10 protein-coding genes and 1 pseudogene are annotated in these 12983 nt (G+C 60.6%); 3 read left to right on the top strand and 8 right to left on the bottom strand.

What is annotated here, in order from left to right; translation table 11 throughout:
* Positions 1-4: 4 nt before the first annotated feature.
* From GV829_RS09630 to GV829_RS09615, 4 genes are all read right to left on the bottom strand, one after another.
* Complete coding sequence (locus tag GV829_RS09630) at positions 5-1528, bottom strand: Ppx/GppA family phosphatase (protein WP_169946165.1); 1524 nt, start codon at positions 1526-1528, stop codon at positions 5-7.
* Positions 1521-3662, bottom strand: coding sequence for an RNA degradosome polyphosphate kinase (locus GV829_RS09625; protein ID WP_169948188.1), 2142 nt, complete (start codon positions 3660-3662; stop codon positions 1521-1523). Before GV829_RS09625 ends, GV829_RS09630 begins: the two co-directional genes overlap by 8 nt.
* A gap of 35 nt (positions 3663-3697) precedes the next feature.
* Complete coding sequence (locus GV829_RS09620; protein ID WP_169946163.1) at positions 3698-4171, bottom strand: P-loop NTPase family protein; 474 nt, start codon at positions 4169-4171, stop codon at positions 3698-3700.
* A gap of 239 nt (positions 4172-4410) precedes the next feature.
* On the bottom strand, positions 4411-5679 hold the full coding sequence (locus tag GV829_RS09615) for a heavy-metal-associated domain-containing protein (RefSeq protein ID WP_246202814.1): 1269 nt from the start codon (positions 5677-5679) through the stop codon (positions 4411-4413).
* A 59-nt stretch (positions 5680-5738) separates the two neighbouring features.
* Between GV829_RS09615 and purM the strand changes: the two genes are divergently transcribed.
* From purM to GV829_RS09600, 3 genes and pseudogenes are all read left to right on the top strand, one after another.
* Complete coding sequence (purM, locus tag GV829_RS09610; protein WP_169946161.1) at positions 5739-6845, top strand: phosphoribosylformylglycinamidine cyclo-ligase; 1107 nt, start codon at positions 5739-5741, stop codon at positions 6843-6845.
* 33 nt (positions 6846-6878) lie between these two features.
* Positions 6879-7448 (top strand): annotated as a pseudogene (gene purN / locus GV829_RS09605) (phosphoribosylglycinamide formyltransferase); the annotation flags it as partial.
* A gap of 137 nt (positions 7449-7585) precedes the next feature.
* Positions 7586-9658 carry a TonB-dependent receptor domain-containing protein gene (locus GV829_RS09600; protein ID WP_169946159.1) on the top strand — a complete coding sequence of 691 codons (2073 nt, stop codon included), beginning with the start codon at positions 7586-7588 and terminating at the stop codon, positions 9656-9658.
* A 28-nt stretch (positions 9659-9686) separates the two neighbouring features.
* Here GV829_RS09600 and GV829_RS09595 read toward each other — a convergent pair whose 3' ends face one another.
* The 4 genes from GV829_RS09595 to GV829_RS09580 all read right to left on the bottom strand — a co-directional run bounded on the left by GV829_RS09595 (position 9687) and on the right by GV829_RS09580 (position 12963).
* Positions 9687-11339, bottom strand: a complete 1653-nt coding sequence (locus tag GV829_RS09595; RefSeq protein WP_246202813.1) for a M20/M25/M40 family metallo-hydrolase — start codon at positions 11337-11339, stop codon at positions 9687-9689.
* Positions 11340-11453: 114 nt separating this feature from the next.
* Positions 11454-11876: a nucleoside-diphosphate kinase gene (ndk, locus tag GV829_RS09590; protein ID WP_169946157.1), complete on the bottom strand. Its 423-nt coding sequence runs from the start codon at positions 11874-11876 to the stop codon at positions 11454-11456.
* Between the two features lie 123 nt (positions 11877-11999).
* Positions 12000-12437, bottom strand: coding sequence for a hypothetical protein (locus tag GV829_RS09585; protein WP_169946155.1), 438 nt, complete (start codon positions 12435-12437; stop codon positions 12000-12002).
* A 70-nt stretch (positions 12438-12507) separates the two neighbouring features.
* Positions 12508-12963: a DNA polymerase III subunit chi gene (locus tag GV829_RS09580; RefSeq protein ID WP_169946153.1), complete on the bottom strand. Its 456-nt coding sequence runs from the start codon at positions 12961-12963 to the stop codon at positions 12508-12510.
* Between the last annotated feature and the right edge of the window lie 20 nt (positions 12964-12983).

The following is a 12983-nucleotide window of genomic DNA, read 5'->3' as shown; positions in this document are numbered from 1 at the left end:
CTGTTCAGGCGGCGTTGCTGGCCGATTCGATGCGGCTGCTCAGACCTAGGGATTCGGCCAACTGACGCAGGCGCTTGTCCACCTGTTCCCCGGCAAAACCGGTGCCATCCCGATCAAGATGCAAACGCAGCGATTTTTCACCGCGGGACAAGCGCGTGGCCGCAAAAGCGGATGCCGTTCCGCCTGACAGGCGCTGCGCCAGACGTATGGCCAATCCCCACCGGGCCGCCCGATCGAGGCGAGCGATCAGGGCAGGATCACGTGGCACCTTGAAAGGGTGGATCAGACCACCGCCTGTACTGCTGAACAGGGCCTGTGCCAGAACCATGCGGTCCGCCAAGTCTATGCCCAGCCAGTGACCGTGCAAAGCCATCTCCAGCGCCCGGTCGGCCCGGAAATCCGGATTGGCGGTTGAAGCGATGTCAGAAAGATAGCAGGTCGCCAGCCGAAGCCGCGCATCAGCCGGAGGATCATCCGGAAACAGCGGCGATATCCACGCATCAATCAGCGCACCGTGGGGAGCAAAGCGGGCAAAGCGGCGTCCTTCAGATTCGGCCGCCACCACCAGCGGATCCTGTGCCTGAACCTCGGCCGGCAAATCCTGATAGAGAAGCCCTTCGCGGAGGCCGCTGGCGGAGACGATGAGCTGACTGACCTGCAATTGCTGGACAAGCGGAATCAGCAATGCCGCCGCAGCCGGAATTGTGCCAACCCGGGCGGACGACAGCCCGCGTATGCGGGCAAGCTCGACCGGGCTGGCCGAGCGCAGCCGGCGATGCAGCTTGAGCGCAGTCGATACCGGCATGACATGCCCCGAAACCACCGGCATGGCGTTTCGCGCCAGCATCATGTCGTAGCGGGCGAGAGCGCGCCAAGAACCCCCGACCAGATAAAGGGGCAGGCCCGTGTCTTCGCCGGGCCAGTTTGCCTTGGCCAGACGTTTCATGATCGCCCGGGCAAAACCGTTGCGATGCTTTTGCTGCAAGGCCTCAAGCCGCAATACGCCCAGAGGAAAGCTGGTGTGATGCATCGTCCGGCCATCCCGGACTCGAACCAATTCAAGGCTTCCCCCACCCAGATCCGCAACAATGCCATTGGCGTCGGGGATGGCGGAAATGACACCCATGCCCGAAGCCCGGGCTTCGTCCCGGCCAGAGAGCAATTCTATGTCTAGCCCCAGGCCATTGGCGGCAGCGATGAAGGCCGACCCGTTGCTCGCATCGCGCACGGCAGCGGTGGCGACGCACCGCAAATCGGTGATCTCCATGGCTTCGACCAGCGCCTTGAAACGTGCCAAACCCTTGATGGCCCGGTCAAAGGCGCGCTGTTCGATGGCCCCGCTGGTCGCGAGACCCGATCCAAGACCGACCATCAGCTTTTCGTTGAAAATTGGCTGAGGCGCGCGAGCGGGACCTGCGTAAACCACCAATCGCAACGAATTGGACCCGATATCGATGATGGCCGCGCGGCGCGACCCATCCGACGCGATCTTCAGCACCCCTCGCCTGCCGTTCAATGGTTCAACCATGCCAACGGGTCACATCTAGTTTGGGGACATCCTTGCGACGGCGTAACGTTTCTCCCCGACCCGAAAGCGAGGGATTTTCCATAAAATAGCGATGCAGGTTGAAGGGTTTGTCACCCGGTTGGGTACGACTGTAACGGCCATCACTCCCCAGCACCCAGCTTTGTTCATTATCGAGCAGATTGGCGACCAGCACCTGATCCAGCAACTGATCATGCACGGTCGGATTTTCGATCGGAATCATATATTCCACGCGCCGATCGAAGTTGCGGTTCATCCAGTCTGCCGAACTTATGAACAGCTTTGCATTGCGGGTCGGCAAGGCAGCCCCATTGCCAAAGGCAAACACCCGGCTGTGTTCAAGGAACCTGCCAACCACCGATTTGACCCTGATAGTATCTGACAGCCCCGGCACACCCGGCCGCAAACAGCAAATGCCGCGCACAATCAACTCAACCGGCACCCCGGCAGCACTGGCCTCATACAGCTTTTCAATGATGCTCGCATCGACAAGACTGTTCATCTTGGCCCAGATCCCGCTGCCCTGCCCCGCCCGGGCATGTGCGATTTCCGCGTCAATCAGCTCCATCAGGCGCTTGCGCAGGCCGATGGGGGACATGGCAAGCATTTCCAGCCGGGTAGGTTCAATATAGCCGGTGATGTAGTTGAACAGCTGCGCGGCGTCGCGTCCAGCCCGCTGATCGGCGGTGAAAAAGCTGAAATCGGTATAGATCCGCGCCGTGACAGGATGATAATTGCCGGTCCCAAAGTGGCAATATGTACGGTATCCGCCGCCTTCCCGCCTGACGACCATCGAAACTTTCGCGTGGGTTTTCCACTCGATAAAACCGTAGACAACCTGCACGCCGGCCCGCTCAAGCTGACCGGCCCAATGCAGATTCTGTTCTTCATCAAACCGCGCCTTGAGCTCGACCACCGCAGTCACCGACTTGCCGGCTTCCGCCGCCTCGATCAGTGCGCGGATCACTGGTGACTGATCCCCGGCCCGGTACAATGTCTGTTTGATCGCCACCACATCCGGATCTGCTGCTGCCTGGCGCAGAAAGGACAGGACGACGTCAAAACTCTCATACGGGTGGTGAACAACAATATCCTTCGACCGGATGGCGGCAAAGCAATCCCCGCCATGGTCCCGAATGCGTTCAGGGAAACGGGCAGCAAAGGGCGGAAACTTGAGATCGGGTCGGTCTTCGGCCACGATCAGTGACAGATCTGCCAACCCCAGGAAACCACGCAGCCGCAGAACCTCGGGTTCCTGTCCGGCGGCATGATCCAACAGCTCGTCAACCAGCCAGTCAGGCGTAGCCGCGTCAAATTCAAACAGAACGATGCGGCCCCGCCGCCGCCGCCGGATGGCCGTACGGAAATGCTGGACCAGATCCTCCGCTTCTTCTTCTATTTCAATGTCGCTGTCACGGATCAGGCGGAACCGACCATGCGAACGTACATGAAAGCCGGGAAACAGACGGTCGGCAAATAGGGTCACCAGCGTGTCGACGGCGATATAGATGGCGGCCTGTCCCGGCACGCGCAGGAAACGGGGGAGCGTCGGCGGGATCATGACCAGCTCGCGAACCGCTTCATTATTGACGTCGCGGACGAGGTCGAAAATCACCGCCAATCCCTTGTTCGGGATGAAGGGAAAGGGGTGTGCGGGATCAAGTGCCTGTGGCGTTAGAATAGGAAAGATCTGCTCGATGAAATGCGATTCCAGCGTGTCGCGCAGGCGGGCCGCCGCTTCGACATCATGGATCACCTCTATGCCGCGGGTTGCCAGTTCGCGCGACAGGCCGGGCCATTCGGCTTGCTGTTCCGCAACCAGTTGCTGGGAGGCAGAATGAATGGCGGACAGTTGCTGCGACGGGGTGAGTCCGTCCTGCGAAGGATGCTCGATCCCCTGTAACTGATGGGCCTTGATGCCGGCCACGCGGACCATGAAGAATTCATCGAGGTTGTTGCCCGAGATGGACAGAAAACGCAGCCGTTCGAGAAGCGGATGAGCCGGATTCCGCGCTTCCTCCATCACCCGCCGGTTGAACGCCAGCCATGACAACTCGCGATTGAAATAGCGCGGACCGGCGAAGCCGGCATGCCCGGCGATGGCCCCATCCTTCATGCCCGCTTCGGTCGCCGGATGATTCCCTGCGTCAGTCACAATTCCTCCGGAGAGTCGCTGGCTGTGGCATCGGGCATGTATAAACCGGAATCAATTAACGCTGTCCGAGCAATTCGGATGCCAGGTTGGCTGCCGCTGGCAAGCGATGCTGCATCTATCGCGTCGACCGCAGCATGAATGGCGACATAGCTGCGATCCAGCCGGGCTGCGACATAGCTGCCAAGTTGGGGTGCTGGCATCAGGCCGCGCTGCACCAACAAATGTTCAATGAGGTCGCGAACAAGGCAGGCATCAGGCGCAGCGATACAAACCAGCGGAGTCGCCGCCATTCGCGTCACAAGGTCCGGAAGGCGGATGGCAGACAGGTCATTCTCGCTGTCGGCAATGATCAAGAGCTTGTGTCCGTTGGTCTGAGCACGGTTCCAGGCGTGAAACACCAGCTCCTCATCCGCGCCTGCCAAGCCATCGATCAGCTCTCCGGCCCCTGCCGCCAGGAACATCCTGCCCAAGGTCGATCGCCCGGACCGCCCGGGGCCAATCAACACTGAGGCTGGCGATGTCCAATCACCGAAGCGTTGCAGGTGCTCCACCGCCTGGCGGTTGCTGGCTCCGACCTGAAAGCTGGTGACGTCTGTTCCGCCCTGTGACCAGGCAAGGGGCAAGGGAAGTTGCCGCGCCGATGACCGCGTTCGCCTAGACAGGCTTTGTCCAAAAAGGTCACGACTTTCGCCAGAGGCGTCACAGGCGCTCATCGGCTGATCCGGAAAGTCCCGCCACTTTCAGAGACTCGGTAACCCGCCGCCTGCAAGGCAGCGCGCAGTGCCGCGGAATCACCGCGGTAACGCACACGGACCACCGACACACCCCCGATGGCCATCGAACTGGTCTGGGCTGATTCCACCCCGCCAATTCCACGCAACTGGGCTTCGACGGCAATCACCGCAAGTGAATCCGGCGTCTCCACCTGTACCGAATAATCACGAGCCGCCGCGACTTCACTGGCCTGTGGCTGTGCATCCCTCTCAGTCCCAGCGGCATCGCCCGCTTCGGTCGACTCTTCCTCTTCAACAGACTGTTCGATCTCGTCCGGATCAACCGGTTCCTCGATGATAAGCGACGGGTCCGTGCGCAAACGGCCATCAGCAAGTGCGCCAACATAGATGGCGTCAATCCGGCGCACCCCTTCCACCATCATCGCCCGCAGACCATTGGGCGATCGAGCAGTCAGCGTGAAGGAACCGAGCAGTTCATTATCCGGACCATAGCGGGCAGAAAAATAGCCCACGAGAGGTCCGCCCGGCCACATGCGCTCTATCCTGACAACAGGGATGAGCACATCGGATGCACCATATTGGTCGAGCAGTTCCCGCCACCAGATCCGCCCGCGACGACGCATTTGTCCAGGATTGAGCAGCAACGGATCAGCGCCCCTGCCCGAAGTCCGGACGTAGTCAATGGTACTGTCGGCCGTCCTCAGCAGAGCCCATGCCCTTTGCCACTCACTGCGCTGTTCAAAGCTCTGTGGTATGCCGCCTTCATAAACAACCGGCAGGACCAGCAAGGGCGGCGACCGGAAAATGCGGCCGGATATGCCCAAGATCTGGCCAGCGCGGGCCCGATCAAACTGCACCCCGAGCGTCGCAATGTAACGCCCCGGGCCAATCTGTTCGCGCTCCACGACAATGGCAGAGACTATTCCATTGAGAGTCGAATCAGGCAGTCCGGGTGCTGAGGCACCGCCATTGACCTGTTTGAAAAGGGCCGCCCAACCCTTCCGCTGGGCCTCCTGCCATCCTTTTTCACGGGCCTCGTCCGCCGAATCAGCGCGCACATCCACCTGGATGCCAGTGACCATCAAGTCATTGGAACTGTTGACTGGCGGAATGCCGCGGTCACCCTCGATCTGGGCAACGACAGCAACTCCGCCACCCAAAATGGCCAGCGCCAAGCCAGCGGCAAGCCAAGTGAGCGGTTTGCGTTGCCGCAGGTGCCGCGAAAGGAGGTCAATATCGATCACCGCGCCCTTTTGGCCATATCGCAATGGAAATCCAAGCCCGATGTGGCTAACGGCATCACATGAGCGAAAAGCAGCCCCAGAATGAATCCTACACCTATGCGCAAGCGGGTGTATCCATCGCCGCAGGCAACGCGCTGGTTCGGGCTATTGGCCCGCTGGCCAAGTCAACACGTCGGCCCGGTGCCGATGCCGAACTGGGCGGGTTTGGCGGCTTTTTCGATCTGAAAGCTGCCGGGTTCGACGATCCCCTGCTGGTTGCCGCCAATGACGGCGTGGGAACGAAGCTCAAGCTGGCCATCGACAGTGGCCGACATGATGGTGTCGGTATTGATCTTGTCGCCATGTGCGCCAACGATCTGGTTGTCCAGGGAGCGGAACCGCTGTTCTTCCTGGACTATTACGCGACCGGCAAACTCGACAATGATGTGGCGACCGCGGTCGTGGCTGGTATCGCCGAGGGGTGCAAGCAGGCCGGTTGCGCGCTGATTGGCGGCGAGACTGCCGAAATGCCCGGCATGTACAGCGATGGAGACTATGACCTGGCAGGCTTTTGTGTCGGCGCGGTCGAACGCGATCAGGTGCTGACGGCGGACAAGGTGGCGGCAGGCGACGTGATCCTTGGCCTCGCCTCTTCGGGCGTTCATTCCAATGGCTATTCGCTGGTCCGTCGGTTGGCGGCGGACAAGGGGTGGAAGCTGGATCGTCCGGCGCTGTTCGACCAGACCGTCCTGTTGATTGATGCGCTGATGGCCCCGACCCGCATTTATGTGAAATCGCTGTTGCCGCTGATCCGTCAGGGCAAAATTCATGCGCTGGCCCATATCACCGGGGGCGGCCTGCTCGAAAATATTCCGCGGGTCCTGCCGGACGGGTTGCACGCCAGCATCGATGCCGATCTGTGGCCGCAACCGCGCCTGATGGCGTTCCTGCAGGCACAGGGCAATATCGAACCGGGTGAAATGGCCCGCACCTTCAACTGCGGCATTGGTATGGCCGTTGTTGCGGCAGCTGAGGATGTTGCCGGTGTCACAGCTGCTCTTGAGGCCGCTGGCGAGACTGTCCACCTGCTCGGCCATGTGGGCGAAGGACCAAGGGGCTGCACCGTTCGGGGCAGTGACGAAACCTGGGCCGGTAGGGGCGCCTGGACTGCGACTCATGTTGACTAGGCCCCGCTGCCTCCCCGGCCCGGGTGGCGCATGATGCGCAAAGCCAAGGTCGCCATTCTGATTTCCGGCAAAGGCAGCAACATGGCGGCCCTGCTTTATGCCAGCAGGGCTGCGGATTGCCCTTATGAAGTGGTTCTGGTCGCTTCTGACAAGCCATCCGCGCCGGGCCTTGATCTGGCCAGGGGTGAAGGCGTGCCCACCTTTGCGCTTTCCTCCAAGGGAATGCAGCGCGAAGAGCATGATGCAGCGATGGAGGCGGCCGTGCAAAGTTCGGGGGCCCGCTATATAGCGCTGGCGGGCTATATGCGCATCCTCAGCGCCGGCCTTGTCGAGCGCTGGGCCGGGCGGATGTTGAACATCCATCCATCTCTGCTTCCCGCATACAAGGGGCTCGACACCCACGCCCGCGCCCTGGCGGCGGGAGACCGTCATGGTGGCTGTTCTGTTCATCTGGTGACAGCCGTGCTTGATGATGGGGAAGTGCTGGCCCAGACGCCCGTGGCCATCCTGCCCGACGACACGGCGGTCACATTGGCCGAACGGGTGCTGATCGCCGAACATCAGCTCTATCCCAGGACATTGGCCGATTGGGTCAAACGGGACATGGATGCCAACTGAGCCGGCCACAGGCGTCAGCCGATTTCGTTGAAACGGCACATGGCCATCACCTGCTGTTGACTTACTGTGTTATTCTAGCAATACAGCAAGTCAACGCATTCGGATTTTCGGAGAATTTGGCGATGGCTCATACCACCCGCAGCGGCATCGCTCTGACATGCGGCTCGTTTGTCACATTGGCTGCCCTCTCGATTGCCAGCCCTGTTGACGCGCAAGAGGTGGATGCCAACGGCCGGACTGTCTATGCGGTCGGCTTTTTTGCGGGATTCGCACCGTCCAGCGCGCTCGACATTGTCGAACGCATTCCAGGGTTCAGCCTGCAAGACACGGACGAGGACGTGCGCGGTTTTGGCCAGGCGGCCGGAAATCTGGTCATCAACGGTTCGCGGCCCAGTGCCAAGAGCGACTCACTGCAAACCATTCTCGGCCGCATACCTGCCAGCAGGGTCTTGCGTGTAGAAATTGGCCCAGGCGACCTGTTTGGCGCGGAATTTTCAGGCAAGAATCAGGTGGTCAATCTGGTGTTGGCCGATGGTGGCGGCGTTGCTGGCACTGTCACCATCCGGACCTCTGTCGACCATGATGGCCGGTTGACCCCCGAAGCAAGCGGTTCTGCACTGATCCGCCGTGGCCCCAGCACCTTCAATGTTGCCATCGGCTATGACAATGAACGGCAGCTCGAAGAAGGCAGCGACACGATCACCGCTTTCCCCTCTGGCAGATTGATCGAATACCGCCGCAAGGTGAACGACATTGAGGAACGGGAAGCCTATCTGACTGGTTCCTGGGAATTGGCTGGTGACGAAACAAGTGGCGCACATGCCAATTTCCGTCTCGCCAGAGGCTGGTTCGATCTGGACCAAAGCAATGATGTCTTTCCTTCTGTAGGCGCGGTGCGGGACGACCTGCTGTTCCAGAACAGGCGACGGACCTTGTTCGAACTGGGTGGCGACGTGACCCGTCCGCTGGCAGGCGGCGGGTTGAAACTGATTGGTCTGATAACCAGACAGCGCATCACCAATGAGGATGATGTTGCCTTGCGGGTGCGTAGCGCGCTTGTTGGCGGATTCACCCAAGCGATCGTCTATCAACGCGAAGAGTCGGTTCTGCGCGCGGTCTGGTCGCGGCGCGACGTTGCGGGCTGGTCGGTCGAGGCCGGTGTCGAAGGGGCTCTCAACCAGCTCGACAGCGATGTCACCTTTGAAGAAATCGGGCAGAACGGAGGTCGGACCCGCATTGACCTGCCCATTGATCAGGCGGTGGTCACCGAACATCGCGGGGAGGTTTTTGCCAATGCAGGGCGATCACTGGGCGACCGGATGCGGCTTGATGTCGGCCTGACCTATGAGGCGTCGCGATTGACGGTGCGTGGTGACGTCCGCTCGGAACGAAGCCTGTCGTTCCTCAAACCCAAGGCATCATTGGATTGGCGTCCGGCAACTGGCTGGCATCTGCAATTGGCAGCAACCCGAACAGTGGCACAGCTGAATTTCGAGGACTTCATCAGCTTCGCCGAACTGACCAACGAACGGGTCAATGGCGGCAATGCCGATCTGCTGCCGCAGCGTGCCTGGGAGTTGCGCGGATCAGTTGAACGCACTGTCTGGGGCGATGGCAAGCTGAGACTGGAAGGCGGCTACCAACACATCAGCCTGTTGCAGGATCGCGTCCCGACACCAGAGGGATTTGATGCTCCGGGCAATCTTGGCAGCGGGACCCTGCTTTTCGTCAAAGCAGTGGCCGACCTGCCGCTCGCGCCCGTCGGGATCAACGGCGGGCGACTGACCGTCAACGGCACGTTGCAGGACAGTAGCGTTATCGACCCCTATACCCGGGAAGCCCGGCCCTTCAGCGGGTATGGCAGTTGGAATCTCAACGTGGAGTTCCGCCAGGATCTCGGCAAGTTTGCATGGGGCCTTGCCTATTATGCACAACCGGCCGGAACCTTTTTCCGGCGCAACGAGGAAGACCGGTTTAACGGGCGCGAGCCCTATCTTGTCGCCTTTGCCGAGTGGCGGCCAACACGCCAGACAACGCTCAGCCTAAGCCTCGATAACCTGGCCGATGTTCCCGCCACGCGCACCCGCACATTCTTTGCGCCTGACCGGAGCACGCTCGTGCCGACTGCCATCGAATTCCGTGAGCGCAACAAACATGTCACGGCGACGTTGACGCTGAGGCACAACTTCGGCTGAACAGGACAGTTCCGGTGCTGTGTGCTCTTCAACGCGGCGGGCGCAGGCGCGCAAACTCACTGGTCGGTGACCATTCAGGCCAGCGATCGGAATTGGCGATGCCGGTGCCGACGGTATAGGCCAGCGCGACATCCTGTTCGACACCGCGCCAGTCCAGGTCCGGGGTCCAGCGGTCGCAGGTCTGATGATAACAACGCATATAACCGGCAAGCCAAGCCTCTCCGGCTTCGCGTCCGCCCTCGACCAGATCCGGGGCTCCACTGATTTGCATGAACAACAGGGTCGGAACGCCCCGCCGGGCCAATGGGAAATGATCTGCGCGATAGAAAAGGCCACGTTCGGGAAGGGTTTCTGGGGTCACTCGCCTTCCCTGCGCGGCAGCGGCCCTCGCCAAATCCTGTTCAAGTTCATTCTGCCCATGGCCCACCAGCATGACATCGCGCGAAGGTCCGCCGGTGTTCATGATGTCGAGCGTGACATTGGCCACGATTGTCTCAGACGGGATAACAGCAGAAGCGGCGAAATATTCCGAACCCAAAAGGCCGCGTTCCTCTGCGGTCCAGAAACCGAAGGCCACCGTACGCGCCAGTGGCGGGCCAGCCTTGATGAGACGAGCGATTTCCAGCAAGCCGGCAACGCCGAGCGCATCATCATTCGCACCAGCGCGAACGGTCGTGCCATCTTCTGCTGGTGCGCCAACGCCATAGGCGTCCCAGTGCGCGCCATAGATGACAACCTCCCCGGGTCGTGTTGCACCAGCTATGCGAGCAAGGACATTGCGACTTTCGACCCGCGATTGGGCAACCGACATTTGGGCGGAAAATCTCTGCCCGGTCAATTCAACAGGCTGGAACGCCCTGCTCCGCGCGGCGCGGCGCATGACATCCAGATCCAGTCCCGATGCCGCGAACAGGTCAACCGCCGCCTGGCCGGACAACCAACCCTGCAACAACACCCGATCATTGGGTTTCGGGCGAACAATGTCGTAATTCTCTCCTGCGGGTGCCTTGACCGTGTCCCAGCCATAGCCCGCCCCCGGCGTATCATGAACGATCAGGGCCGCAATCGCACCGCGCCGTGCCGCTTCTTCGAACTTGTACGTCCAGCGTCCATAATAGGTCATGCGCGTCCCGCCAAAGCGCCCAAACGCATCCTCCCCTTCAGCCGCCGAGAAATCAGGGTCATTGACCAGGAAGACAACCACCTTGCCACGAACATCAACGCCCTTGAAATCATCCCAGTCTTGTTCGGGCGCTGTGACACCATGGCCAACAAAGATGATCGGGGCCTGATCGATACGCAGATGATCGACCGGATGCACAGTCGACACATAAATGTCATCGGGCCGAGCCAATTGCCGCTCACCCGCTCGCGTCACGATCGACAGGTTGCCGTCGACCAATTGTGTCCTGACCAACGGCACGACCTGCGTCCAGCTGCCGTCAGGACCGGCTGGTTCGAGGCCAAGGGATTGCAGGCGCTGCACCAACCAGTCGATGGTCAATTGTTCACCCGCCGTGCCGGGCGCACGCCCGAGAAAGCTGTCATCCGCCAGGGTTCGGGTATCGGCACTGATCGCCTCTGCCGAAATGGCCGGCTGTTGCTGAGCCAGGACCGGGCTCGCCATGGCAAATAGCCCGGCGACACCAGCAAGCAGGGTTACACGGAACGGCTGACGCATCTTGGATTCTCCTCGCGCCATCCTTTGCAGCAGGATGACCGAGAGGGAAAGGCCAAGCAAAAGGGCCGCAGGATTTCTCCGGCGGCCCTTTTGCTTGGTCTCTACCGAAGAATGTCAGCCGACAATTTCTTCCGGCTTGAAGAAAAAGGCGATTTCGATCGCGGCATTCTCGTCCGAGTCCGAACCATGGACGGTGTTTTCACCGATCGACAAGGCGTGGGTCTTGCGGATCGTGCCTTCGGCGGCGTCAGCCGGGTTGGTGGCACCCATGATGTCGCGGTTTCGGGTGACGGCGTCTTCACCTTCAAGAACCTGCACGACGACCGGCTCGCTCATCATGAAATCGCACAGTTCGCCAAAGAAGGGGCGTTCCTTGTGAACCGCATAGAAACCCTCGGCCTGTTCACGGGTCATGTGGATGCGCTTTGAAGCAACGACGCGCAGGCCAGCTTCTTCCAGCATCTTGGTGACAGCGCCCGTCAGGTTGCGACGGGTGGCATCAGGCTTGATGATCGAAAAGGTGCGGGTAACCGCCATGGGAGAACTCCTGCTTCTGTGATCGCGACTGCATGGGATGCAACCGCTTGTTGTTGGCCGCGCCCCTAGCCGCCAACCAGCCGTCGCGCAAGCGCGGCATGCACCTGAAAGCCCACTCTGCCTTCAACTGGTGACATCGAACATCAGCGTCACATTGGTAAATTCGCCTTTTTGCAAGGCGGTTGCACCAAAAGTCCTTGGATTGCCGCCCTCCTTCCGGGCCTCAACCGAGACGATCTCGCCACCGTCCATACGCCCGGCAATAGTCATGCCGGCCGCTTTTGCCCTTTCCTCATAAAAATTCCGGACGGCCAAGGGGCGGGCGTGGATCGAAAATGTCGCGATCTTGCCACCGGTCGGCACATCTTCGACCACAAATTCCCGGGCGCCATCTTCACCCAGATAAATGGGAAAGCCTACGGGCAGACGCGGATCAGGGCGGGAAATCGCAGCCATCTTTGCCTCTGCGGCCTTGGCCGGATCCTGCGGTTCCTGATTGCAGGCAGCCACCAGCGCCAACGGCAGGAAGGCGAGCATACGGGCGATCGTTTTTCCGTTCATGGACTTCCTCCTCAGCCTGTTTGCCGGATGATATGGGGGATGCCTTGCCAACCTGACAAGAGGCGGCCGGTCATGGGCCTTCTTTCCATCGTCCGGCATCATCCTGTTTCCAATAATGGCATGAAATGCCTTCACGCTTGGACAGGCTGCGCCATGCTGCTCTGGCTTCATCAATGCGGCTACCGTCGAACAGGAACAGGGTCCGGGCAAATCCGAGGGCCTCGTCGCGCCATTGCCCATCGGCCAGAGCAACGATCGACGGCGCCGATGGGCCGACAAGTTCGAGATTATCGGCCAAGATCACGGGTTCGTGCACCTGCTCGGCCAACGGCGATCCGGCGGGCATGTGAGCGAGGAAGGATTCCGGAATTGCAGCCCACAATGCCGCATCGACCGTTTCACTTATCGCCCTTTCGCCAGATACAACCAGCAAACGATCCCCGCTCGTCAGGACACGTTCAGCCAGGCGAGCGAGAACCAGAGGCGCCGGGTCACGCGTCAGATGATAGAAATCAACCCGCGCCATCCGCCGGCCCCTCCCCTTGG

It is taken from the genome of Sphingomonas lacunae, assembly GCF_012979535.1.
GTDB lineage: Bacteria > Pseudomonadota > Alphaproteobacteria > Sphingomonadales > Sphingomonadaceae > Sphingopyxis > Sphingopyxis lacunae.
This window is presented reverse-complemented; position numbering and strand designations above follow the sequence as displayed.

Coding starts and splice junctions, on each gene's coding strand:
- GV829_RS09630 (WP_169946165.1), bottom strand. CDS start 1,528: ATGGTTGAACCATTGAACGGCAGGCGAGGGGTGCTGAAGATCGCGTCG.
- GV829_RS09625 (WP_169948188.1), bottom strand. CDS start 3,662: ATGAAGGATGGGGCCATCGCCGGGCATGCCGGCTTCGCCGGTCCGCGC.
- purM (WP_169946161.1), top strand. CDS start 5,739: ATGAGCGAAAAGCAGCCCCAGAATGAATCCTACACCTATGCGCAAGCG.
- GV829_RS09600 (WP_169946159.1), top strand. CDS start 7,586: ATGGCTCATACCACCCGCAGCGGCATCGCTCTGACATGCGGCTCGTTT.
- GV829_RS09595 (WP_246202813.1), bottom strand. CDS start 11,339: ATGCGTCAGCCGTTCCGTGTAACCCTGCTTGCTGGTGTCGCCGGGCTA.
- ndk (WP_169946157.1), bottom strand. CDS start 11,876: ATGGCGGTTACCCGCACCTTTTCGATCATCAAGCCTGATGCCACCCGT.
- GV829_RS09585 (WP_169946155.1), bottom strand. CDS start 12,437: ATGAACGGAAAAACGATCGCCCGTATGCTCGCCTTCCTGCCGTTGGCG.
- GV829_RS09580 (WP_169946153.1), bottom strand. CDS start 12,963: ATGGCGCGGGTTGATTTCTATCATCTGACGCGTGACCCGGCGCCTCTG.